We start from the raw sequence: 24,441 nt of genomic DNA, 5'->3' as shown, positions 1-24,441 counted from the left end.
TTGATTGCTGATTACTTAACACGGTCCGTTTTTTACCTTTTGGCTTAATAGATAATAAAAAGTGTACGCCCCTATGACAGAATTTATCACCGATACACCGATATCACCGAGTTTTGACGATGAATTGTACCAACCCTCTTCTCAAGGTTTGGATGTTGCAGAGCCCAAGGCCGAGGTGATACCAGCGATTGAGGTGGCATTGACAGGTCGGCATCTTATCGAAGCATCAGCCGGTACGGGTAAGACTTGGACACTTACGGGCATCGTACTGCGCTTGCTCATTGAAGCACGGCGCGCGCCAGAGCAAATCATTGCAACGACCTTTACTCGCGCTGCGGCAGCCGAGATGCGTCAGCGCATTCATGATCGTTTGGTGGATTTTTATCAGCTGCTGCAATGGATGAGTAGCCTGAGTGCCAACCCTGCAAATAAAGAGCATTTATATCCATCCATCCTACAAGTGACGCCAGACAGCGATAAAGATAAGGAGAATAGTCAAGTAAGTCAGCACGCAGACACGGATGCGACTGCTAAAAAAGACGCTGATGAACTCAACCAGGACATTGCCTATGACTATGATAAAGCCCATGACAAAAAAGCCGCGGCCAAAAAGCGTGTACAAGCAAAACAAACTCGTGAAAAATGGCTAGTCGCGCAGGCAAAAGGTGCGCGCTTAGATGACATCATGCAAGACCCTATCAATCTGCATCTGGTTGGCTACTTGCTTGATCATGTCTATAGCTATCCTATGACAGAGGCGATTCGCCGTACGGCATTGGTGTTGACGACCTTGGATAAGCTGTTTGTCGGTACCCTCGATAGCTTGGCACAAAAGTGGCTTACAGAATACAGTAGCGAGACAGGCCACCAGCAAGGCATGGCCATTATTGACGACAGTAGTATCGAGCAAGTGACGGACAGTATCATTCATGATGAACTGCGTCAGTTTCAAAGCCGACTGTACCATGAGCAGCCCAAGCTTTATGCATTGATGGATCAGCAAGGCAAGCTGACGGCAGTGGGCGATCACAAAAGCTTTGTGACGCGCTCACTGAATTTCATCTCTGCGCCGATTGATGAGGTAAGACTAGCAGATTTTGATTTTGGTTTATATGAACAGCTATTGCATGAGTTTGCGACATTAGATTTGGCAGATATTCAACCGTACTTAAATCCTGATTATCGAAAGTCTCAAGGGTTTAATGGGCGCTCTAATTTAATGACACAGTTTGATGCCATTATTGAGGTGCATCAAAAAATAGCGGAACATCAGCTGGCGTTTACCAGTTATTTACATGAACGTGAAAATAAGATTCTTACCTCATTGCAGGATTCTAGATATCCCAATGAAGAAGGTAAAATTAAGAATTTTAATAAGAATAGAGAAAAAGAGCATGAAGCATTTTTCGCGTTAGAAACCATCAGTAAATTAATGGCTATCTTGGATATGGTTGATGGTTTAAATCAGCATATTGTGATGTTGTTAGCCAATCTCAATCGCCATATCGTGCTGGCGGTGCGTGACAGACTGCCGGTTATCTTAGAAGAGCGCGGTGAAACCACCTTTAGCTTGCAGATGGTACGCTTAAACCAAGCATTGACCGGTCGACAAGGAGAGAAGCTGGCACGTTACATCCGTCACCATTACCCAGTGGCATTGATTGATGAGTCGCAAGATATCAATGGCGAGCAAGCCATTATGATTGAAAGCATCTATCTGCCGAAGCGTAAACCATCGGCCAATGACAAGCAGGCTACGGGTAATAAGGCGAGTGATAAAGCCAACCATGAATTTTTGCTATTGGTTGGTGATCCTAAGCAGGCCATTTATGGGTTTCGCGGCGGTGATGTCGCCAACTACAATTATATGAAAGCCCAGTTTGACAAAAGCAGCCTATGGACGCTCGATACTAACCGTCGTTCAAACGCCAGTGTGATTAACGCATTGAACTGCTGGTTCGGTATGCCTGCGCCAGTGACTCAAGAGAATAGGCTGGCACAGTTAGGTAGTGGTATTTATTACCAGCACATCAAAGCTGAAAAGCAAGAAAATCAGCTGTCTTGGTTTCGTCAGCCAGACATGCCAAACAGCGACCAAAATAGTGACTCGTTAGATGACTTAGTAAATGACGTGCTCTCTGCTCAGCCCGTGAGTGTGTTGCACCTGCCTTATGATAAGACGCTTGAGTACGACGAGTTTGAAATCACAGCCCGTCATATTGCCACCTTGCTGAGCAGCCATCAGACACTTAAAAGCAAGCCGATTCAGCCGAGCGATATCGGTGTGCTGGCACGTGCAAAAAAAGATTTAAAACGGGTGGAAGACGAGCTTGTCAAGCTTGGTGTGCCGACCTTGACCACCAGTGATGTCAGTATCTTTGAAACCATCATGGCAGAGGATGTGGCAGCGCTGCTAAGTGCCATGCTATACCCGTATCGTCACGATATGATCAATCGGGTGCTGACCAGTCATTTATATGGCCTGAGCATCAGGGATGTCAAAGCCATGATGACGGACCATGAGTCAGGGGTTGTAGATTTAAATAGCGTTAATACACAAGCCATTGATAATAAGAAAAGCTATCAAGACTTTATTAGCTATTTAAAAGAAGGCGCCCAGCGTTGGCAGCACTTTGGCATATTATCGGCCATGCATTACTTGTTGGACAAAAGCCCTGTACAGCCGCAAGGCGTGTGGCAAGCACTAGCCGCGCATCCAGAAGGCGCGCGTCATATTATGGATTTGCGCCATGTGATGGATATCTTGGCGCAGTATGGTATCGGCATGGGTGAGTATGAGCTGCTAGCGTGGTTTAGACAGAACATAGATAGCGCGCCGAGCAGTGATTGGGCTAAGCAATATCCGCTACCGACAGAGTCTGGCGTGCAGCTAATGACCATTCATAAGTCTAAAGGACTAGAGTTTCCCATTGTCTATGTACTGGGTATGGACGATGCCAGTAGAAAATCAGGTAATAAAGAAGACTATGGATTGTATCTCTATAATGCGCAACAAAACCCTAGCCAGCAATATGCTACTCAACAAGACGCTTCTCAAAAAAGTCAGTCAGCGTTGGCGCAGCAATCGACAGGCAATCAGCGCCGATTCTCACCAGTGCAAGGCTCTGCGACCACAGACGGCTACTATACTGATATTGAGACGCAGGAGGGCTTTGATGAGCTGCGCCGGCTTGGCTATGTCGCCTTTACGCGCGCCAGTGAACAGCTTTATGTGGTATTAAAAGATGCTTATAGAAATACTGATTGTAACTTCAGGCCAGTGTGTTATTGGTTTGACTCCGAGGAGGCCAAGTTTGAATTGCCAGATAGGCTCAAAGGCATCATAGGCATGATTAGAGGGCATAAGGTCGATGCGTTTTATCGTGATAACTGCGTGACAGCAATAAGCGCATTAACGAATAATGGCGCGCTTGCCTCGACTAAGCCCAAAACCGAGCCTATTCAGTATGATGATTTTTCAGAGGTTATGAAAATCAATTATTTTTATGGTTGGGCCAAGACCAGTTTTACCGCTTTAGCACGTCAGCTAGATGAATCGGCGCAGACAATGGCTGTGATGGATGAGCGTATAGATGATGCGGTAGATATTGATGTTGATATCAATATCACCGAAACGTCAGTTTCACCGTCACTGGGTAGTCATGAACCAGATAGTTATGCGTCTGCCGCGCAAGTCGGTCAGGCAAGTATCAAGTTAGAGGATGATATTCGTTTTACCTTTGTCAAAGGTGCCAATGCGGGTACGTTTTTGCATGAGATATTTGAAAAAATTGATTTTGGCAATAAATCGCAGTGGCCACAGGTTATCGATAGGGCTGTCAGTAGCTATCAGCTGCCGCTGGTGTATAGCAGTGCTGAGGCCCAAAGCCGTCGCCTACAAGCAAAGACGCAAGACAAAGGTGGTAGTGCGTCATTAAATACTGATTTATTGGATTCGGAGGTGATCGATGCTAGTAAGCATGAAGCGCTCATTGGCTGGATAGAAGAGGTGCTACATACGCCGCTCTTAGCGTCTAATCAGCCGTTACATGCTATTGACGCAGGTCATAGGTTTGCCGAATTAGAGTTCAATATGGGGCTATCAGAGCGTTTTAAAGCACAGGATATCAATCAGCTTTTTGAGAAGTACCTACCAGATGAGACCGACAAGCACATCAATCTGGTTCCGCAAAACAAAGCGCACTTATATCGTTATTTACGTGGTGAAATCGATTTGGTATATGAGCATGCTGGCAAGTATTATGTCGTCGATTATAAAAGTAACTTTTTAGGAAATAGCCTAAGCGATTATGATGAGACTACACTCAAGCGAGCAATGTCGAAGGCAGGGTATTGGTTACAAGCCGCCATTTATCAAGTAGCATTGCATCGGTTTTTGTCAATGCGAATTGCTGATTATATAGGCAATGAAGATAAATATTTGGGCTCGGTGGAGTATGTTTTTTTACGAGGTGTATATGATCCAGCCTCTCAGTTGGCGACTAAGGCAAAAGAGGCGAACACACTGAGCGGCGGCGACTCAACAGCCAGTGAGACAATGCCTGATAAGCCAATAAGCAATGCCCGCTATGGACTGGTGACGTGGGATATACCCATTGATTTTATTAAGGCCTTAGACACGTTGTTTGGCATACCAAATTAGCAGTCTATAGTTTATTAAATCTAAGGATAACTAGGACACTTTTTTAAAGCCCTAAATTGAACTGATTATATAAATATAGAGAAGAACACATCATGAGTAATAATAACAATAAAAGTAAGGCTGATATCAGCTCAGAAGAAAGCTGGGCCAGTAATATTAGCGATTATATTTTGCTACGTCGTCAGCAAACGCATGTAGCCTATAGCAAGGCCGATGCAACGACTAAGGATAGTAGTGCAAAAGTAGACTCAGCATCAGATAACGGCTTATTTACCGCTCTATTTACTATGTTGGCTGCGCATTTAGAAGAGGGGCATACTGTACTCACCATTCAGGAAACTGAGCATGAAGCGCCGCATAGTGGTCAGATTGGTGGCGAGACAGTGACACTATATGAGTGGCAACAGCAGCTGTTAGAGATGCTAGCAATGCCGCTGATTGCCTTGATTGACACTCAAATAGCGGTTCAATCAGAGATTGATATTCCGGCTGAGGCATCAATATTTGTGTTGCTGGAGAATTTGTTTACTAAGCAAAACCAGCTATGGGCGCAGCTGGCACTTAGCAATCATGAAAAAGAGATGTTAATTAAAAGGCTTGATGCAGTAGCGGCACTCTACCAGTTATTGAAAAATAGTAACTTAACGTTTTTTGCTAAGTTAATCGATGAGCACACTTTGTTCGCTGACGTTAATGCAAACGCAAACCATAATGAAAATAAAAATAGCCTAAGCAAGAATAATCAACCTATCATTTATCAGCACATTAACAGTAAAGAGGATGATAAACAAAACGCAGCAATCACGTTTTGGTTACACCGAGCGTGGCAAGCGGAATTTAACTTAGCGGCGCGCATCAATACTATTTTAGACCAACAAGTAACGCCGCTTAAGATAGCAATACCTGACAACCTTCACGAAAATCAGATAAAGGCGATTGATATCGCCAATAAAAATGCCTTTAGTATCATTACAGGTGGCCCAGGCACGGGCAAGACTTACACCGTGGCGCAGCTGGTGATGGCATTGCAGCAAGCGACAGAGAGTAGGGGGGCGGCACATGAAAAAATCAAGTTTAGTACAGACAGTGCTAGCCTAGCTTTAGCCGCGCCAACGGGTAAAGCGGCACAGCGTATGCAAGAATCTTTGCAAGCCGCGTTAGATGCCGCGAATGTCGAACTACAATTACAAGAAGCCAAAACCATTCATCGCTTGCTAGGTATCGGACGTACGGGCAGACCGCGTTATGATGCCAAGAATCCACTTGGCGAGGATATCATTATCGTCGATGAAGCATCGATGCTAGGGGTGGAGCTGGCAAATCACCTTGTCAGTGCAGTAAAGCCTGGGGCGCGACTGATATTGTTGGGTGATGCCAACCAGTTGGCTGCGGTAGATGCAGGGGCGGTATTGGCTGATTTATGCCGTATTCCGCGCTTGCAGGCGATTCATGCGGAGCTCACAGAAAGTCGCCGATTTACCGCTGACTCTGGTATTGGTAAACTTGCTTATCAAATAAATAAAATAGAAACGGACACGCAGGCTATTTGGCAGTTATTAAAATATGATGAGGCGCTGAGCTTTGAGCATATAAACAATATCAATAGCTTGCCAACTTCATCAGCTAATGATAACGCTATAATAAATAGCCTAAGCAATAAAGAAAAAATATCAAAAACAACTAAACATTACAACTCATACTTAAATAAAATCAAATCTCTTCTGCAAAACCCAATAGAAAAATCCATACCAAAGTCAGTCAAAACAACCATTACTTCACTAATGAACACCTTTAATCAGTTTCGAATATTAACTGCCGGCCACAATGGTGAATGGGGTGATCATTACATCAATAACTATTTTACCCAGTGGCATCTTACTGAGCTGAAGCTGCCTCTGGGTCAAAACACTTGGTTTCATGGCCGCCCTGTCATGATTCTACAAAACAACTATGAGTTAGGGTTGTTTAATGGGGATATTGGTTTTTGTTTGCAGACTAGCGATGATCGTAGCCGTCTCGAGGTGTTTTTTGAAAACAAGGAGCAGGGGATTGCTGTTAATTTGCTCAATGAAGAGGTCATCGCCACCGCTTATGCGATGACTATTCATAAATCCCAAGGATCAGAGTTTGATCATGTGCTCATTACTTTTGACAATAGTCACGCAAGGCTGCTGAGTAAAGAGCTGATTTACACCGCTGTGACACGTGCCAAAAAACAAGTGACCATATATAGTACAAAACACGCACTAGAAAAAGCCGTTCAAACGCCCACTGAGCGCCATACAGGGTTAGCCTTACAGTTTTAGAGTCACTACTAACCCTATAAGCAAAAAAAAGCATCCGATTAGGATGCTTTTAAAAATGCCCGCTTAAATAAAGCGCTTACGCTTCTTCTTTAATGGCATAAATACCTGGCAGGTGACGTAGATAACCATGGAAATCCATGCCACAGCCATAGACATAACGGTCTGCAACGTTGATACCGACAAAATCCACATCAAAGTCAGCAACTTTTCGATCATGTTCTTTATTTAGCAGCACGCAGCATTCGATAGACAGCGGTTTTTCTTTACCAAGTTGTTCTACGACGGCTTTTAGGGTGATGCCTTCGTCAAAAATATCATCGATCAGCAGTACGTGCTCACCTTCGATACTGACATCAGGCTTAAATTTCCAGTCTAGCTCATTGGTACCTTCGTTATCACGGTAGCGTGAGGCATGGATATAATGCATACGATGATAAAAAGTCAAATGGGTCAGTAGTTGACCAGCTGGAATCAATCCGCCGTTCATCACGACCATGACGATAGGATTTAGGCCAGCGTAGTGCAGGTTGAGCTGAGCGGCCAGACGCTCATAAGCTGCGGCAACTTCGATACTGCTAATAAGGCACTCTGAGTTGCGTAGGGTTTTTTCGATTTCTTGGTTACTAATTTGGGTCATGGGTTGCGCCTTTGATAAAAGTGCCGCCTATTTTAGCAAATTTTACTAAATTTGCCCAACACTACAGCCTCAAAATATAATATTCGCTATTCTGGCTTTTTTACGATAAAGGGGCGGTAGTAATTGGCCAAACGGTTTAAGGAAGTATCTGGCAAATCGGGCAATAGCTTGTTTAATGCCATAGACATGCCTTTGTCGATGGCCGCTTTGGCAACGGGCACAGATTTGCGTTTGATCATGCCAAGCTTTAAGGTTTCAGCATAGCGGCTGACAAAGTGTGTCAACGTTTCCTCGTTCATGGTTTCAAGCGCGGTTTTAAAGGTTTTCATATCTGTATGCTCAGGCGTAATCGCTGCAAAGCCTTTGTCGACGATCATGGCGTCTTTGTCAGACAGCTGAAAACCAATGCGCTTGATACCATCATTATCGATAAATGTCGCTCGATCTCTTAAAAAATGAAAGCTGGGTAGCACTTCTTCGTTGTTTTCTTTACCCAGTAGGATGTTTAATAGCGTGTCCGTCGCTTTTTCAACGGTGCCGACCACTTTGCGCATGGCTGCTTGACGCTCGGGGTTTGGAATGATATCCACTAAGCCGACGAGTAGGTTGTCAATCAGGTCACGCGCGGTTTGGTGAGTCAACGCGTCGCGATAAGGGTAGTAATCTACTGACTCATTTGATTCAACCACTTGCTCTGCTTCAGTAATAAGCGCTTTTAATTTGTCTGAAGGAACGAATCCAAAATAATGTGCCATTATGCTTCCTTTATTTGTTATTTTTCATGCCTTACGAACGTTACATTTATCGTGAAATCGGTTACCATTTAATCAGAATTTTTGGCAAAGGCTCGCCACAATATATGCTAATTAGCGATGTGCCTGAATAGTAAAGTTCCAGATTTTACTGATGAATACTAGTCTCGCAAGATTCCGACGATTTATCCGATGACAGGTGAGAGGAGTCACTCACTGCACACTAATTTAGCATATTTTTCATATTTTGATTTAAAAAGCTTGAACTTATAAGGCTACCTACTACCTGTCTAGGGAGAGATGAGATGAATAGTGCGATTGTACTTTTATTCGGTGTAGCTGCCATGCTTTGCGGCTACCTATTTTACTCAAAATTTATTGCCACTAAAATTTTGGCATTGGATAACAGCCGTCCCACGCCAGCACACACAATGAAAGATGGGGTAGATTATGTCCCCACAAATAAATATGTGCTATGGGGACATCATTTCACCTCAGTCGCTGGAGCGGCGCCGATCATTGGTCCTGCCATTGCCGTGATTTGGGGTTGGGTGCCAGCCATCATTTGGGTGGTGCTCGGTACTATTTTTATGGCGGGTGTGCATGATATGTCGGCCATTTGGGCAAGTATGCGCAATCGCGGTCAGTCGATTGGCTCTATTGCTGGTACGGTCATGGGGACCCGTGTCCGTAGCTTGATGATGGTGGTTATTTTCTTATTACTATTGATGGTCAATGCGGTGTTTGGTGTTGCTATCGCTAACATGATGATCAAAACGCCATCTGCTGTATTACCTGTTTGGGGCGCATTGGTGGTGGCCTTTATCATCGGTCAGTGTATCTATCGCTACAAGATGAATCTGATTTGGGTCTCTATCATTGGCGTCACTGCTTTATACGGTCTGATCTATCTTGGCCCTGTGTTCCCAATTGTGTTGCCTGAAACGGTCTTTGGCTTGCCTGATAATGCGGTTTGGATTCTCATTTTGTTTACTTATGCGGCAATTGCATCATTGTTGCCTGTCTGGATGCTGCTGCAACCGCGCGATTATATCAATGGCTTGCAGTTGTTTGTTGGCTTGATTCTATTGTACGCCGCGATTTTCATTGGTACGCCAAATATTGTCGCGCCAGCAGTAAACACAGCGCTGCCAGCTGGCACACCATCACTCATGCCATTGTTGTTTGTGACCATTGCTTGCGGTGCAATCTCAGGATTTCACGGATTGGTGGCGACAGGGACGACCTCTAAGCAGATTGACAAAGAAGAAGACGCACGTTTTGTTGGTTACTTTGGGGCGCTGGGCGAAGGTATGCTAGCACTTGGCGCGATTTTGGCAGCCACGGCAGGTTTTGCGACCCTTGGAGACTGGCAAGCGGTTTATCAAAAATTTGGCGACGGCTCTATTGGCGCGTTTATTGATGGCGGTGCAACCATTCTAAACGCTGGTGTCGGTATCGATATCGTGCTATCCCAGACCATGCTTACGGTAATGGCAGCATTGTTCGCTGGTACCACGATGGACACGGGTGTTCGTTTGCAACGTTATATTTTCCAAGAGTTTGGTGAGTTTTATAACTTGCCTGCATTGAACAAAGGCTTCGTTGCAACCCTGCTTGCCGTCGGTAGCTGTTTGCTATTGGCCTTTGGCGCTGGTGGTATCGATGGTGCTGGTGGTATGATTATCTGGCCACTATTTGGTACGACCAACCAGCTGATGGCAGCCCTAACCTTGATGATTGTTACGGTTATTTTATTGCGTAAGGGCAAGCCAGTTTGGTACACCTTGGGGCCATTGACTTTCTTATTAGTTATGACTGTCTTTGCTCTATTAATTCAGCTAAAAACCTTTTTCACTGATGGCAATTGGCTACTGATCATTATGGACATCATTATCTTGATCGCAACGATTTTGGTGACGTTTGAGAGTCTGTCTGTATTACGCAAAGAATGGCCAATACACAAAGGTAAAAGCGGTGACATTTAAACGCTAAACAGATTTGAGTGTCTATTACATCAAAACCTTCTATCAAATAAAAAGCGCTAGCAGCAATTGCTGGCGTTTTTTGTATCGACTAGGCATGATAGGTAATAAGAAATAAGTAGGGTATAAGCGAATTATGGAAAATAAAAACACATCAAATGATATAGAAAACGCCCAATCACCAGAGAGTACTCAACCATGGTGGCAACGGTTTGTGGCAGGACTAAATGAGTTTTATCATGCACCATATCGCCAAACGATGGCACGGGCAGCGCGTGACGAAGAAGATTTTTTTATGCTGATGATGTTTGCAGAGAGCCTCGGTATTGATAATCCTGCCAGCTTTTATACCTTAGAGTTACAGCCGTTATTTTTAGAAAACTTTCACGAATGGCACACGCGCATGGGTATGGATAGATGCCCATTTGACCATGTTGGCTGCTGCTAATCGTTTATTTATGATTGAAAAATAAAAATAATATAAGAAATGAGATAAAAATATGGCATTACATCCTCTACATACATTAGTAGAACAACTAAAAGCACAACCGATTATATTTATCGGCGGTAAAGGCGGTGTGGGAAAAACCACTACTGCCGCCGCACTTGCCAGTTATTACGCAAGCCAGCAGCAAAAGACGCTGATTGTCTCAACCGATCCAGCACACAGCTTGGGCGACGTGTTGGATACACCGCTTAATAACGCAAAAACAGCAATATCACATTATTTAGATGCCATTGAATTAAATCCTGATGTAATCGTTGATTCGCATTTTGCCCAAGTTGAGCGTACCATCAGTGCTTATGCCAATCCGGATATGATGCCAAAAATTCGTGAGCACCTGCGTCTATCTAAGTCGGCACCCGGTGCACAAGAAGCCGCCATGCTCGAATCCATGTGTCAGCATTTAGTCGAAGCGGCTGATGCAGGCTATGAGCATATTATCTTTGATACTGCACCGACAGGGCATACGCTACGGTTGCTAGTACTACCAGAAATGATGGGTGCATGGACAGATGGGTTACTTGCTCAGCAAAGGCGGCAAGCCAAATTGCGCTCGGTGGCGAACCATTTAGACAGTCACAAGCAAACGCGTGGTAGTGGTGGTCAAAAAAACAGCGATCATGATGTGCCAAATCCATTTGCTGCAAAAAAATCTGATCGCTGGGAGCAAGCGGTAGCAGTACTAGAAAAACGCAAAGCACTGTTTCGTCAAGCAGGCCTACTGCTGCATGACCGTGGCCAAACGGCGATTGTCTTGGTAATGACCGCCGACGTGTTACCACTGGCTGAGACCAAACGCGCTGTCTCACAATTAGAGGACAGTAAACTGCCGCCAGCGGCGATAGTAGTCAATCAACTAATCAAACCGACGCAGGCGGATGCGTTTTGGCAGCATCGCGCCGAGCGCCAGCAACAGCTACTGCAAGATATTGAAAGCAGTTTTCGCAATTATTCGCTATACCCAATCTATTTGCAAAAGACAGACGTACGCGGTACAGATGCATTAAGTACCTTGCTAGAGGCTTCATGCTAGCTGGTCACTCAGACTCACGTGATTGTAATTTGCTCGCCAGCGACCACGCCATATCGGCACGTAATAGCTGAGCCTGCTCGGATTTACCGCTACTAAGCGATGACCACTGCGGTTTGCCGCGCGCTTTTTTGAGCTCGCTTGGTAGTTTGTGTGTCGGCCATGGTGTGACGGTATGGCCGTCGTCATCTAACGCTTGCTCAATATTGGTTTTTTCCCCTTTATACAGCAATTGCGTGGCATCAGTTGCTGCATGACCGCGATGGCGCAGGGCGGTAAGCAAATCTATCGCACGCGTGGCGAGTAAGGTTAGAGTGGCAGGGTCGATATATAAGCGCTTTACCCCAGTGATTTTATCAGCGATGCTACTGGTATTAGACAATAACCCACCTGCGATACTACCGATGGCAGCGCCGAATCCCAACGTCGTGCCAAGGGCCGCCGCATCAATACCCAAGCCTAATAGTGCACCTGCTGCCGCGCCCGATGTGGTGCGAATACCATAGCTTTTGAGCAGCTCAGGGTCAAAAGGATCTTGCTGGTACGCTTGTAATTCAAGTGGGGTGGCTGCTACCGCATTATCATAAAACTTATATAAATTGAGCAAATTGTGCTGCATCGCCCGTTCGCTTTGCCTCACCGCTTCTTGCATTTGTGCAAGTATGGGCATTGGGTCATCATCTTCATTGATTTCATAAACGAAAGCGGCGACATTTAATAAAAAGTCGGCAATGATGATATTGGCTTCATCATACAGCTGCGCCCAGTTCTCTGTTCGACGCGTCATCAGTTGCTCAAGCATCTCCGAGTGAGTGAGCATAGTGGCGAGATTTTGCCATAGGCGCATCTCGTCTTCAAATTCAAAGGCGACGGAATCAAAGCGCGTCGATATATGCAGATTGCGTCTTGCCAGCATCGTTTGCCACTCATCGATATTGGCATCCTGACTGTCGGTAAAATTAAATACTGGCATCACTGGTATCGCCGCCCACGATAAAATAGCCAACTCGTCTTTGTATTTACCGAGTACCGGCTCACGCGCATCGACGACATAAATGGCCATGTCGCTTGCCAGCAACTGCCGAATCACTTTGGCTTCTTGGCTATAGTCGTCATTGCCGCCACTGCTCGTTAGGGCATCACCACCTTGGGCAATATCTGCGGCCAAAAACTGCTGCAAACGCTCAATGCCATCACGGCGACTGGCCGTATTGTCTTCTAGCCAATCCATCAGCCCTGAAGCGTCCTCTAGGCCAGGGGTATCATATAGTATGACCAAGTCTTCACCGGTTTGGCTGTCTGTGAGTTTGGCTTGCTCCACATGACGCGTGGTGGCCGCCTCATTTTTGACTTCACCAAAATAAACATCACGTAATAGTGTGCGCAGGATAGAGGTTTTACCTGTATTGGTATGGCCAACGACTGCCAGTTTCAGCGCTTCGCCACTGGCGATGGTTGTTTTTTTGCCAGCGTGCGCTGTCAAGTCGTTTGATTTTTCAGTGGCGTGAGTCTGCGTAGATGCTGTTGGCGCGGCCTTTACATACCCTACATGAGGCTCGTCTTTTAGGGCTTTGTCGGCAAATAGGCCGACGGGCTGACCATTGGTTTTATTATTATCCATTTTATGTTTCCGTATTATTCATATATATAAACGCTAGCGCTTTTGTGCAAATACCAAAAAACGTGACTAACTGTCCATTAGGCCAATGTTTCGCGCCGCAAGCGCGGTTTGCCACTGTTGATAGCGAGTGTCTTGGTTTGCTATCGTCTGCACCGAGTCTTTCGCCAAAGTGCCATCACCAAGCAGCTGGATAATAAGCCCGTCTGCCGCATGCTCTGCGATACGATCGAGTTTGCGCAGGGTGCCGCGATCAGGCAGCGCATTACTATGAACGCCTAATAATACTTGCACGGGGTGCTTATCAAGATAGCTTGTCAAGCGCTCCATATCATCGCGGTCATCAACGATACCGAAATCCTCTATCTCACTATTATCATTAATATCGGCATCAAGACCCCCAAGCCACCAGTTGTCTTGCTTTGCTGGATACTCGAGTAGGGCCACCAGTTTTTTACCAGTGCTGACCGTCGCTTTTGGCGCGACAGGAGCGGGTGCTTCTTTAAAATCATCAGCATCAACCACATGACGCTGCCAAAAATTCAAAATTTTTTGATAATAAGGCTGCTTGATATCTAGGCGCATTTTTTTGCGGCGAAACATCAACGCACAAAACGCCCAAGCGATTGCTCTAGGTACGATACCATACATCAGCAAGCTTCCTACCAGCAGCCCCGCCCATTGCCGCGCGGCAGACAGCGGCATCGCCTCAGTCACCATGCGGCTTTGGGCGATAGCGGTACTGTCTGGCACGTCAAACCCTACCAAGCTTGGCAGCCAGCCGAGTATCTGAGTCAACGTGATAAGCGCCTGATCAGACAGTAAGGTCGACTCCCAGCTAAAGCTGTACTGACGCACGATCAATAAAAACACAATGGCCAGCAGCATACCCGTCAAGGTAGCGAGCCATAATTGATGGCTAAAACGCCCCAAATACCAGCGCATACCACTGTGCTGTAGTTGACGCTCGTACAAGTCAATGGCTGCTTTGGTCACATCGTCTTTACCACGAATAAGATAGCTGGGACTGACAAAACTGGCAAACCAATTGGACGACTGTTTGCCTTGATTGATGAGCGTCATCGCAAGCCAGCCTAAGAGCATAATGGTATGAAAGCCAAGCAAGCAGACCAGCACATAAAAGAAATTAACCACATTGGTCTGAAGTAGGGTAAACAGTCCTAGAAACCCTGAGATGCACCACACCACACTCATGACTATCATGATACCCTTGATGCGGCCATCAATCTTGCCGAGCACCCCTGCCAGCGCACCGTTACTATCAATACGTGAGGCGCGGCGGTGCAGCTTTTGGATAGGCGTGCCATCTTCGCTTTGCAGCTTTTCGGTAATAAGTAGTGGGTCGGTTGCAAAGACATACTGCTGCGTCTCAAGCGTGCGCACCAGCTCAGTCAGTTGGTCTTGGGGTGATAGCATAAGATATCCGTATAAAAGCGTTGGTCAACAATCATCAGTTTGATTGTGTGAGTGATTATTGTAGCCTATATCGTATGGCGGTGACTTCGGTTATTTTTAGCGTTTTCTCATAGTATATGTAAAATAAATGCGCCAAAATAAATGGAGAAATAAAGATAAGCAGCAGCCTATAATACAGATAACCATAAGGGCGGTATTATGAAACAAAAAAATTATTTGGTCATTGGTGGCACCGGTGGTATCGGTCGGGCGATTGTGAAAGAGCTATTACAACAGACTGCTAATGAGCAAAGCGATACTGATACAGCACATACCAAGATATATGCCACTTATCACAAAAGTCAGCCTGACTTTGCGGCAGATCATTTGTATTGGATATCGATGGATGTGAGCGATGAGGATAGTATCGAACAAGCCATTGCTGATATCAAGCAACAAACCACTCATATTGATTGGGTGATTAACTGTGTCGGCTTATTACATACGCCACACAATCAGCCAGAAAAAGCGCTACGGCAGATGCAGACGGACTTTTTTTTGCAGAGTATGCAGATTAATGCCTTAGCCAGTCTACTGATTGCCAAGCATATCAAGCCATTACTCGCAAAATCTGAACGTAGTGCGGACAACCCTGCCATTTTTACGACCATATCGGCGCGTGTGGGCAGTATCAGTGATAATAGGCTTGGTGGCTGGTACAGCTACCGTATGAGTAAAGCGGCGCTCAATATGGGAATGAAAAACTTAAGTATTGAATGGTCACGCTCCTTAAAAGACGTCTGCGTGGTGGTCATGCAGCCAGGTACGGTTGATACCCAACTGTCTTCACCTTTTCAGGGCAATGTGGCGGACGAAAATCTGTTCACGCCTGCCTATAGTGCGGCGCGTTTACTCGCCGTGCTTGATTCGATGAGCGCTGCTCAATCTGGTGGTTTTGTCGATTGGGCAGGTGAGTCGATCCCTTGGTAAAAGATAGGTAACACAGGTGATTGATAAAAACGTCAAATCATTAATCGGCGACAAATAAATCCATAAATTCATTGACCGGTGTTTGCTCTAAGCGGCTTTGATCATCACATAGCGCAAAGATATCGGCACAGTGACTGTCAATAAAACGTGTGGCCAAACTGGCGCGAAACTTGGCTTTTAGCACTGGAATGCCTTCTTTGCGGCGACGTTTATGGCCGATAGGATACTCGACAGCTTAGATTCAACAAATGGCTATCTTATGTCATCAAATAAATCAGACCTGCGACAAACATCAGGCTAAAGAGTAAAAGCAGCACACCCAAAACCTTACTTGCCACCCCCGAGCCTCCTGACGGCGGTTTTTTAACTTTGCTCTTTTTGGCCACTCGCAGCACCATCTTTACATGCTCGATATTATCCTCAAGGTAGTAATCTCCTTCAGGAACAAACCCTAAGGACTGATAAAAGCTGAGCAAATAAGTCTGTGCGGAGATAATAATAGGACGCTTTTTGCCATATTTTTTGCGGCAATGAGCGATAGCTTGAATCATCATCTGTCTTGCTATGCCTTGACCGCGATGCTCTGATAATACCAGTACGCGACCAATAGCTGACATAGCGGTATTAAGCGAATCGGTATCGGCGGCGCTCAAGTTAGATCTGAGCCTGTTGTATTCAGGCGGAATAATGCGGCAGTAACCAATGAGCGCTTCGTTTTGATGCGCGACGAGATGCAGACAATCAAAGTCAAGCTCATCCATATCTTGATAAGCGCAGTTTTGCTCCACCACAAACACCTGCGAGCGCGCTCTTAGAATATGGTAGATATCGACGGAGGTTAACTCATCAAAGGTTTTTATAGAAAATTGGGTGGTCATAATATTTTGGCTTTTGCAAATGATGAGATGATAATCATGAGTTTGAATGAAGGCGCATTTTTAATGCTTTTGGGTTTATGGTGCTAGGCTAAAAGCACCAGCCTACGACGTCGCTTAGATTAGGGCGTGTTGAACATTCACAAATAGGCACTGCTGATCGCTAAAATTGTTTCAGACAAGGCGCAAAGCGACGATAATGCAGATGCCTTAGCTAGATTTGCAACGCAGTATGGAACAATTTTAGCATCAGCCGTAGGGACAGGACTCTTTTTTGCCGCTTCATTGGTAAAAATAGACGCTTAGAGCGACTAAGCTTACTATTTTTACCTTCGAATCGTCTAAAAAATAGCCTCTGTCAGTGCCATGGTTGAATGTTCAACACGCCCTATTATTAAAACGTATTTTTTGCAATAATCTATAAGACATTAACCCTGAATCGTCTGACTGATCTTATCTAGATTTAAACTATCGGACATGGCGCTAAAGATCTCATAGTACTTACCGCCTTTATCATAGAGCATTTCATGCGTCCCAGTCTCAACCACTTGACCGTTCTCTATCACTACCAAATCATCAGCGTCAATGATCTGCGCGATGTTATGCGAGACCATAATTACCGTTCTATCTTTTTTGATAAGATCTAAGCTTTTTTTGACCTGTTGACTGGCGATGGCATCGAGGCTCGCCGTTGGCTCATCCAAAAATACAATCGGTGGATCTTTTAAGAACATACGTGCCAGCGCAATACGCTGCTGCTGACCGCCCGATAGCGATTTGGCCGTACTCTCGTAACCGTCTGCTAATTGCATCACTTGCTCATGAATCGAAGCCTTTTTTGCTGCAACTATAATGTCATCCATAGTCGCATTCATATCGCCGTAACGGATGTTTTCACTAATAGTGCCTGAGAAGATATGATTACTTTGTAATACCAGACCGATATTCTGACGTAAGTCATGAGTATCGCAGTCCTTTAGATTATGACCATCTAAGCAAATCATGCCAGCATCTGGCTCATAAAATTTGACTAATAGATTGATAATGGTGCTCTTGCCCGCGCCGCTAAGCCCAACAAGCGCGGTGATACGGTTAGGGCGAATCTCAAAGCTGACATCTTTTAGCGCTTGGGTACCGTTGGGATAAGTAAAGTCGACGTTTTTTAACTCGATATGACCCTTTAGATCTTTGCTACTGATGCCGTCGATATTCTCAACTTGCTTATCATCTTCTAAGATATCAAAAAAGCCTTCAGCATAAGTTAAAGCATTATTAATCTGATCATAGATACGGTGCAGCTGGCGAATAGGGGCGGCGACGTTTTGAAATAGCATAACGTGAAATAAAATCATGCCAATGGTCATTTGGCCCTGCAAGACAAAGTAAGAAGTCAGCAAGATGATGACTACGATGCCGATTTGTTCAATAAAGGTTTTCACCGCATCATAGATAAAGCCAATACTGCGAATACGCAGCTGATTATCCGTCATCTCTTTTTGAATATTTAGATGCTTTTGCGCTTCAATAGGCTCGCGGACAAAGGATTTGACCACACTAATTGAGTTGATAAGCGAGATAACCAGTCCGCTTTTGGCTTCGCGAAAGCCGCGCATTTGCCGACGAAACCCTTGCAGACGTCTGGCTTGTTTTTGACTAATAAAAAAGTAAATCGGAATAATAAACAGCCCAACCAGACCAATCCAAAAGTTGGTCGAGAACATAATAATAAGCGAGACAATGGCACTGGCAAACAGCGGTAGCATATCGATAAAGAAGTTTTGCACCAAACTTGTTAGGCTACTAACCCCATAATCAATACGAGTTTGTAGTTTACCGCTATCGTTTTCACTACTGGTATAAAACGCCATGCGATAAGTCAAAATACGCTCGATAATCTTTTGTGATAAATCCCTCGACAAGTTAATACGGATTTTTTCGCCAAAAAAACGCTGACCGAAAGAGATAAATATCGACAGTATCTCTTTGGTCAGTAGTACCGCACTGATAATGCCAAGCATACGTACGCCCGCTTCCCAAGGCTCGGCAAGTGTGGCAATCTCAGTCAAAGTATCGACAGCATAACGCAACACAAAAGCATTGACCTGCGCGGTAAAAGAGCCAAGTACGGTCAAGATCAGCGTGGTAATGATTAAAAGCTTATAAGGCGCGGCAAACACCGCCAGCTTTTTGAGGATATTCCACAATAAAGCGCGCCGCTCAGTCTTTTTGACTGGCGGCTTTTTGTCTAACATCACGCGGCGAGGTTGGGGAGAGGTTGGCATAATTGGCTTACATATTATTAGATAATATAAAAAATTAATCTCTACTAAAGCTATATTTGATTTATTTTTTTTAAATTATTCGTAATGGCATTAGAGTAATCACTGTGAGCCATTATTACTGACTTATGTGAAATATAAGGTTCAAGATTTAATTCAACAGAAGGTCTAAAGCCTTTATAATCAAAAATATCTTCCCCCATTCGTTGTGCTAGTCTAGCCATCGCTACGATAAACATTTCTCCGTATTGACGACCAAAAGGTGTCATCTTGTTCATATATCGTTGCTTGGCTGAAGGGTTAGAGTCTACATGAGCACCGCCACCTTTATCAGCTATATTCTTAATAACATCTCTGACTTGTAGAGTCGTAGGGTGATGAGTTAAATACTGTTCAACCCACGTTGGTATATCTAACATTTTTTTCTGCTTAGCGAATATAAAATTTGGAATTACCAATCCGTTGTTATATTGCATTAATTCGAAAGGCATAGTAGCAATTCTGCTAGTATTGTCAGGATTTTGAATTATTTGTACAGAAGAGCTTTCATTATCATCCCAGATTATATTCTCCAAAGCATTTAATTCTATATTTGGAAAAACTCTTGGAAGCAGAGAGTTATCCCTCCTTTTATTTGAATCACAAAATAAAATCCGTAATTGACCGGCAAGAGGCTTATACATATATGGTTTATTTTCATAATAAGATTTTAAACAAGAGTCAATAATAAGGAATGACTCTTTGAGTTGTTCCTTCAAATATATATCTTCAATCATATTAAGCTTCCCGATCAGTTAAAACGCATCCGCCGGTACAAAAACTTCTCCAACCATAATACGGCGGGCTGAGCGGCTCATCGACACTTTTTTGGCTTGCCAGCGGCCGTCGACTTGTTCGGTCTTACCGCCGACCAGTAGCGTTCCTGAAGGATGACCAAAACGCACCTCAGACAGCTCGCCACCGCCAGCCGCCTCATTGACCAATGTCCCTTGCGTGGTGGCCGCTGCTGCAATGGCGACCGCTGCGGTACCCATCATCGCATGATGCAGCTGTCCCATGCTCATCGCGCGAACCACTAAATCGATATCATTTGCATTAACTTCTTTACCACTTGACGAGGTATAGCTTTGTGCAGGAGCGACCCACGCAATTTTGGGGATATGCTGACTGCTTTGCGCCTCAGACTCATCGGTAAACAATCCCATCGCCACGCCGCCACGCGCACGTATTTTTTCTAACTTGGCTAATAGTTCGTCATTACTATTAATATCGCCTTGTAATTCTGTACCGCTAAAGCCTAAGTCTTCCGCTTTCATAAAGATGGTGGGGATACCGGCGCTGATAAAGGTCGCTTTGACGCTGTCTTTATCGAGGCTACAACCAGAGACATCAAAGTCATCAACGAGGTTGTTGGTCGGGAACATATCACTAGAAGAATCAACAGGATCGATAAATTCAATTTTGACCTCAGCAGCGGGGAAGGTGACGCCATCAAGCTCAAAGTCGCCGGTTTCTTGTACTTGCACCTTGCCATCTGCGTCTTTATAGACTGGCACATGAGCAATAATGGTCTTGCCAATATTTTCTTGCCAAATACGCACTTCACAAATCCCGCTTTCAGCATTGTCATCGATACTATTAGCAATTTTGTCGGCATCAACTAGACCCATATTAATGGCACAGGCACCAACTGCGGCGGTTAAGTTACCGCAGTTACCTGCCCAATCAATCATGGGCTTTGCGATATTAACTTGTCCAAATAAATAATTGACGTCATGGTCGGTGCGCGACGCTTTAGACAAAATCACCGTTTTTGACGTACTAGAGCTACCATTGCCTAGACCATCAATCTGCTTACCATAAGGATCTGGGCTACCGACGACGCGCAGCAAAAACTTATCACGCGCCTCGCCAGCGACTTGGCATCGCTCAGGCACATCAGACAATTTAAAAAACGTGCCTTTTGACGTGCCGCCACGCATATAGGTGGCAGGGACGGAGATTTGCGGGGCGAATTTTGGTTTGGGTTGGGTGGCTTGTGTCATTACTAGGAGTCCTTAATATAATTATGATTTGATTCTGTATTATTGGTGATATAAATAGAGATAAAGTAGCTAAAGATAGAGGTCATCATGGATAGAGACAATAATCCTAGCGAAAGCTCAGCTAAAATTAAACGTATTATGCAAGATAACCCTGACTTGTCTTATGAGTTTGTGCGTCAATTACTCATCGCTAAAGATGAAGTCGAGGCTGGTCGGGTCGAGCCTTACAAATCTGGGTAAATATTATTTAGTCTTAGAATTTAACTTGCCACTTTCATATTGCTCAACAGACTTAGCCAAATGGGCAGCATTAGCAGATGACTTTAATAAATACAGCGTCTCTATCAAACCATTGTAATGAGCACTCGACATAACAACCGCATCATTATCTTTTTGACGATTTATGACTACTGCATCGGCACCATTATTCACCGTATCTAAAACGGCTTTAAAGTCTTTATTAGCGTCTGTAAAGCTGATAACTTTCATAATATTTTTCTTAATATAAAATTTTAATAAAATACAATCTATAGTAACTCTGCAAAATTGTGATGCTAGGTTAAAAACCCAGCCTACGCCAACTTCAAATAGTTTGAGATTATAAGCTTAAAAAACCGATGCCATATCTCTATACAGCATCGGCTCATTTATTAATTAATAGTCGTGATACTTAAGCCACTTCACCCGCTAAGAACTCTTTGGCAAAGCGCTGCAGCATACCGCCAGAGTTATACATTTTCACCTCATCAGCGGTATCTAAACGGCAAATAACAGGCGCTTTATCGACTGTGCCGTCTTTGCGATGAATCACTAGCGTCATCTCGCCACCAGCGGATACTTCACCTTCGAGATCAAACACTTCGCTGCCATCGATATTTAGCGTCTCACGGTTGGTGCCTTGTTTGAACTGTACGGGGAGAGCGCCCATACCGACGAGGTTTTGACGATGAATACGCTCAAAATCTTCAGCCACGACGACTTCCACGCCAGCAAGACGCACGCCCTTGGCAGCCCAGTCACGACTAGAGCCTTGGCCATAGCCGTCACCTGCGATGATGATGAGTGGCTGCTCACGATTCATATACGTCTCGATCGCCTCCCACATACGCATGACTTGACCTTCTGGCTCCACGCGCGCAAGTGACCCTTGAATGACGTTGCCGTCTTCGTCACGTACCATCTCATTGAGCAGTTTTGGATTGGCAAAGGTGGCGCGCTGCGCGGTTAAGTGATCGCCGCGGTGCGTGGCGTATGAGTTATAGTCTTCCGCTGGCAGACCCATAGTATCAAGATACTCGCCAGCCGCAGAGTCGCCCATAATCGCATTAGATGGTGACATATGATCGGTGGTGATGTTGTCACCAAGTACCGCTAGTGGACGCATGCCTTTTAGGGTGTTTTTCTTCGCCATCTTGCCTTCCCAATACGGTGGACGGCGGATATAAGTGCTCATCTCACGCCAATCATATTGCGGGTCGATGACCGACGCTTCATTACGGCCTGCCTGCGCTTTGGCTTCATCAAACATCGGGATGTACACTTGGTTAAACTGCTCAGGCTTCACCGCTGATTTGACAATAGCGTCGACCTCCGCATCGTCAAACCAGATATCTTTTAGATACACATCGTTGCCGTCTTGGTCTTTGCCCAGTGAGTCTTTTTCGATATCGAAGCGGATGTTGCCTGCGATAGCATAAGCAACCACAAGCGGCGGCGAGGCGAGGAACGCTTGCTTGGCATACGGATGGATACGACCATCAAAGTTACGGTTGCCCGATAGCACAGCGGTACTAAATAAGTCGCGATCGATGATTTCTTGCTGGATATCTGGGTCCAGCGCGCCGCTCATACCGTTACAAGTGGTACAGGCAAAGGCCACAACATCAAAGCCTAGCTTTTGTAGCTCAGGTAGCAACCCTGCTTCCTCTAAATACAGCTTAACGGTTTTTGAGCCAGGGGCTAGTGAGGACTTCACCCAAGGCTTACGAATGAGGCCTTTTTCCACTGCGTTACGGGCGACGATACCAGCGGCCACCATGTTGCGCGGGTTTGAGGTGTTGGTACAGCTGGTGATCGCAGCGATAATGACGGCACCATCTGGTATCTGGCCATCTTCTGGTTCTGGTAGTTTTTCATTTTCACCGTGGGCGATGCCTTCCTTGACAAGGTCGGTCGTCGATACGCGAGCGTGAGGACGTGACGGCCCTGCGATGTTGCGTACCACTTTTGATAAATCAAAGCGTAGTACGCGCTCATACTCAGCCTCTTTTAGGCCATCAGCCCAGAGGCCAACTTGCTTGGCATAAGCTTCAACGATTTTAATTTGTTGCTCTGAGCGTCCGGTGAGGCGCAAGTAATCAATGGTCTGCTCATCGATAGAGAACATCGCAGCAGTAGCGCCATATTCAGGGGTCATATTAGAGATGGAGGCGCGATCACCAACAGTCAGGTTTCGTGCACCTTCACCAAAGAACTCTAAATAAGATGACACCACGCCCTCAGTGCGTAAAAATTCCGTCATCGCTAGTACTAAATCCGTACCAGTAATGCCTTCTTGCAGCTTACCTGTTAGCTCAACGCCAACGATGTTTGGCAGACGCATGTATGAAGGGTTGCCCAACATCACACTTTCGGCTTCTAGGCCGCCGACACCGATAGAGATAACGCCAAGCGCATCGACCATCGGGGTGTGGCTGTCGGTGCCGACTAGGGTGTCAGGGAAGGCGATAGCATCGCCGTCTTGGTCGGCAACCACTTGTACCACTGGCGACATTTTCTCTAAGTTAATTTGGTGCATGATGCCATTACCAGGCGGTACGACGTTGACGTTGTCAAAGGCGTACTGACACCAGTTGATAAAGTGAAAACGGTCTTCGTTACGGCGCTCCTCGATGGCACGGTTTTTTTCAAACGCATCTTCTTCAAAACCAGCATGCTCTACGGCTAATGAGTGGTCAACAATCAGCTGCGTCGGTACGATGGGGTTTACTTTGGCAGGATCACCGCCTTCCGCTGCGATGGCATCACGTAGGCCTGCCAAATCGACAAACGCGGTCTGACCTAAGATATCGTGGCATACCACGCGGGCAGGATACCAAGGAAAGTCGACCTCTTGCTTACGGTAGATATGCTGCGCTAGCGCCTCGGTCAAATCCTCAGGTGGGCAGCGACGCACGAGGTTTTCGCATAACACCTTTGAGCTAAAAGGTAGCTTGGCATAAGCACCAGGCTCGATCTCATTGACCGCTTGCTCGACATCAAAGTAATGTAACTGGGTACCGGGCAAGGGTTTTTTGTACTTATCGTTCATGGTTTGCGGATTAACTTGCGTTAATGGCTG

The 24,441-nt window shown here is 45.4% G+C and carries 18 protein-coding genes; 7 read left to right on the top strand and 11 right to left on the bottom strand.

Annotated elements, in window-relative coordinates:
• Positions 1-73 precede the first annotated feature (73 nt).
• Positions 74-4,663, top strand: coding sequence for a UvrD-helicase domain-containing protein (locus ACNFVB_RS07330; protein ID WP_430737041.1), 4,590 nt, complete (start codon positions 74-76; stop codon positions 4,661-4,663).
• A 92-nt stretch (positions 4,664-4,755) separates the two neighbouring features.
• Entirely contained in the window at positions 4,756-6,969 is a 2,214-nt protein-coding gene (gene recD / locus ACNFVB_RS07325) for an exodeoxyribonuclease V subunit alpha (protein ID WP_430737040.1), read from the top strand.
• A gap of 76 nt (positions 6,970-7,045) precedes the next feature.
• Here the strand turns inward: recD and ACNFVB_RS07320 are convergent, their stop codons facing one another.
• Together ACNFVB_RS07320 and ACNFVB_RS07315 are read right to left on the bottom strand one after the other, a co-directional pair.
• A complete protein-coding gene (locus ACNFVB_RS07320; RefSeq protein ID WP_105245837.1) occupies positions 7,046-7,606 on the bottom strand; it encodes a hypoxanthine-guanine phosphoribosyltransferase in 561 nt (186 codons plus the stop codon).
• Between the two features lie 86 nt (positions 7,607-7,692).
• Entirely contained in the window at positions 7,693-8,361 is a 669-nt protein-coding gene (locus ACNFVB_RS07315) for a hypothetical protein (RefSeq protein WP_430737039.1), read from the bottom strand.
• A 302-nt stretch (positions 8,362-8,663) separates the two neighbouring features.
• Between ACNFVB_RS07315 and ACNFVB_RS07310 the strand changes: the two genes are divergently transcribed.
• From ACNFVB_RS07310 to ACNFVB_RS07300, 3 genes are all read left to right on the top strand, one after another.
• Positions 8,664-10,346: a carbon starvation CstA family protein gene (locus tag ACNFVB_RS07310; protein ID WP_430737038.1), complete on the top strand. Its 1,683-nt coding sequence runs from the start codon at positions 8,664-8,666 to the stop codon at positions 10,344-10,346.
• Between the two features lie 133 nt (positions 10,347-10,479).
• On the top strand, positions 10,480-10,791 hold the full coding sequence (locus ACNFVB_RS07305) for a cory-CC-star protein (protein ID WP_430737037.1): 312 nt from the start codon (positions 10,480-10,482) through the stop codon (positions 10,789-10,791).
• A 52-nt stretch (positions 10,792-10,843) separates the two neighbouring features.
• Positions 10,844-11,881 (top strand): ArsA family ATPase, encoded by a 1,038-nt coding sequence (locus tag ACNFVB_RS07300; protein WP_430737036.1) that lies wholly within the window; start codon positions 10,844-10,846, stop codon positions 11,879-11,881.
• 4 nt (positions 11,882-11,885) lie between these two features.
• Here ACNFVB_RS07300 and ACNFVB_RS07295 read toward each other — a convergent pair whose 3' ends face one another.
• Positions 11,886-13,499 carry a DUF3482 domain-containing protein gene (locus tag ACNFVB_RS07295; protein ID WP_430737035.1) on the bottom strand — a complete coding sequence of 538 codons (1,614 nt, stop codon included), beginning with the start codon at positions 13,497-13,499 and terminating at the stop codon, positions 11,886-11,888.
• 66 nt (positions 13,500-13,565) lie between these two features.
• A complete protein-coding gene (locus ACNFVB_RS07290; protein ID WP_430737034.1) occupies positions 13,566-14,933 on the bottom strand; it encodes a DUF2868 domain-containing protein in 1,368 nt (455 codons plus the stop codon).
• Positions 14,934-15,131: 198 nt separating this feature from the next.
• Here ACNFVB_RS07290 and ACNFVB_RS07285 point away from each other — a divergent pair, with 198 nt between their 5' ends.
• On the top strand, positions 15,132-15,902 hold the full coding sequence (locus tag ACNFVB_RS07285; protein WP_430737033.1) for an SDR family oxidoreductase: 771 nt from the start codon (positions 15,132-15,134) through the stop codon (positions 15,900-15,902).
• Between the two features lie 40 nt (positions 15,903-15,942).
• Here the strand turns inward: ACNFVB_RS07285 and ACNFVB_RS07280 are convergent, their stop codons facing one another.
• From ACNFVB_RS07280 to prpF, 5 genes are all read right to left on the bottom strand, one after another.
• Positions 15,943-16,086, bottom strand: coding sequence for a hypothetical protein (locus ACNFVB_RS07280; RefSeq protein ID WP_430737032.1), 144 nt, complete (start codon positions 16,084-16,086; stop codon positions 15,943-15,945).
• 73 nt (positions 16,087-16,159) lie between these two features.
• Positions 16,160-16,780 (bottom strand): GNAT family N-acetyltransferase, encoded by a 621-nt coding sequence (locus ACNFVB_RS07275; RefSeq protein ID WP_430737031.1) that lies wholly within the window; start codon positions 16,778-16,780, stop codon positions 16,160-16,162.
• Between the two features lie 425 nt (positions 16,781-17,205).
• Positions 17,206-19,029 carry an ABC transporter ATP-binding protein gene (locus ACNFVB_RS07270; protein WP_430738494.1) on the bottom strand — a complete coding sequence of 608 codons (1,824 nt, stop codon included), beginning with the start codon at positions 19,027-19,029 and terminating at the stop codon, positions 17,206-17,208.
• A gap of 80 nt (positions 19,030-19,109) precedes the next feature.
• Positions 19,110-19,832, bottom strand: coding sequence for a hypothetical protein (locus ACNFVB_RS07265; RefSeq protein ID WP_430737030.1), 723 nt, complete (start codon positions 19,830-19,832; stop codon positions 19,110-19,112).
• An 18-nt stretch (positions 19,833-19,850) separates the two neighbouring features.
• A complete protein-coding gene (prpF, locus tag ACNFVB_RS07260; protein ID WP_430737029.1) occupies positions 19,851-21,101 on the bottom strand; it encodes a 2-methylaconitate cis-trans isomerase PrpF in 1,251 nt (416 codons plus the stop codon).
• A gap of 87 nt (positions 21,102-21,188) precedes the next feature.
• Here prpF and ACNFVB_RS07255 point away from each other — a divergent pair, with 87 nt between their 5' ends.
• Positions 21,189-21,341: a hypothetical protein gene (locus ACNFVB_RS07255; RefSeq protein WP_430737028.1), complete on the top strand. Its 153-nt coding sequence runs from the start codon at positions 21,189-21,191 to the stop codon at positions 21,339-21,341.
• Positions 21,342-21,344: 3 nt separating this feature from the next.
• Here the strand turns inward: ACNFVB_RS07255 and ACNFVB_RS07250 are convergent, their stop codons facing one another.
• Positions 21,345-21,590, bottom strand: a complete 246-nt coding sequence (locus tag ACNFVB_RS07250) for a type II toxin-antitoxin system Phd/YefM family antitoxin (protein ID WP_430737027.1) — start codon at positions 21,588-21,590, stop codon at positions 21,345-21,347.
• A gap of 181 nt (positions 21,591-21,771) precedes the next feature.
• Positions 21,772-24,411 carry a Fe/S-dependent 2-methylisocitrate dehydratase AcnD gene (acnD, locus tag ACNFVB_RS07245; RefSeq protein ID WP_430738493.1) on the bottom strand — a complete coding sequence of 880 codons (2,640 nt, stop codon included), beginning with the start codon at positions 24,409-24,411 and terminating at the stop codon, positions 21,772-21,774.
• Positions 24,412-24,441 lie beyond the last annotated feature (30 nt).

This window comes from Psychrobacter sp. VH5 (genome assembly GCF_050572635.1).
Taxonomy (GTDB): Bacteria; Pseudomonadota; Gammaproteobacteria; order Pseudomonadales; family Moraxellaceae; genus Psychrobacter; species Psychrobacter celer.
This window is presented reverse-complemented; position numbering and strand designations above follow the sequence as displayed.

What these genes read in the sequence shown, in the direction of transcription:
- ACNFVB_RS07315 (WP_430737039.1), bottom strand. Translation starts at nt 8,361, where the DNA reads ATGGCACATTATTTTGGATTCGTTCCTTCAGACAAATTAAAAGCGCTT.
- ACNFVB_RS07265 (WP_430737030.1), bottom strand. Translation starts at nt 19,832, where the DNA reads ATGATTGAAGATATATATTTGAAGGAACAACTCAAAGAGTCATTCCTT.
- ACNFVB_RS07285 (WP_430737033.1), top strand. Translation starts at nt 15,132, where the DNA reads ATGAAACAAAAAAATTATTTGGTCATTGGTGGCACCGGTGGTATCGGT.
- ACNFVB_RS07305 (WP_430737037.1), top strand. Translation starts at nt 10,480, where the DNA reads ATGGAAAATAAAAACACATCAAATGATATAGAAAACGCCCAATCACCA.
- ACNFVB_RS07275 (WP_430737031.1), bottom strand. Translation starts at nt 16,780, where the DNA reads ATGACCACCCAATTTTCTATAAAAACCTTTGATGAGTTAACCTCCGTC.
- ACNFVB_RS07300 (WP_430737036.1), top strand. Translation starts at nt 10,844, where the DNA reads ATGGCATTACATCCTCTACATACATTAGTAGAACAACTAAAAGCACAA.
- acnD (WP_430738493.1), bottom strand. Translation starts at nt 24,411, where the DNA reads ATGAACGATAAGTACAAAAAACCCTTGCCCGGTACCCAGTTACATTAC.
- ACNFVB_RS07320 (WP_105245837.1), bottom strand. Translation starts at nt 7,606, where the DNA reads ATGACCCAAATTAGTAACCAAGAAATCGAAAAAACCCTACGCAACTCA.
- prpF (WP_430737029.1), bottom strand. Translation starts at nt 21,101, where the DNA reads ATGACACAAGCCACCCAACCCAAACCAAAATTCGCCCCGCAAATCTCC.
- ACNFVB_RS07310 (WP_430737038.1), top strand. Translation starts at nt 8,664, where the DNA reads ATGAATAGTGCGATTGTACTTTTATTCGGTGTAGCTGCCATGCTTTGC.
- ACNFVB_RS07270 (WP_430738494.1), bottom strand. Translation starts at nt 19,029, where the DNA reads ATGTTAGACAAAAAGCCGCCAGTCAAAAAGACTGAGCGGCGCGCTTTA.
- ACNFVB_RS07290 (WP_430737034.1), bottom strand. Translation starts at nt 14,933, where the DNA reads ATGCTATCACCCCAAGACCAACTGACTGAGCTGGTGCGCACGCTTGAG.
- ACNFVB_RS07255 (WP_430737028.1), top strand. Translation starts at nt 21,189, where the DNA reads ATGGATAGAGACAATAATCCTAGCGAAAGCTCAGCTAAAATTAAACGT.
- ACNFVB_RS07250 (WP_430737027.1), bottom strand. Translation starts at nt 21,590, where the DNA reads ATGAAAGTTATCAGCTTTACAGACGCTAATAAAGACTTTAAAGCCGTT.
- recD (WP_430737040.1), top strand. Translation starts at nt 4,756, where the DNA reads ATGAGTAATAATAACAATAAAAGTAAGGCTGATATCAGCTCAGAAGAA.
- ACNFVB_RS07330 (WP_430737041.1), top strand. Translation starts at nt 74, where the DNA reads ATGACAGAATTTATCACCGATACACCGATATCACCGAGTTTTGACGAT.
- ACNFVB_RS07295 (WP_430737035.1), bottom strand. Translation starts at nt 13,499, where the DNA reads ATGGATAATAATAAAACCAATGGTCAGCCCGTCGGCCTATTTGCCGAC.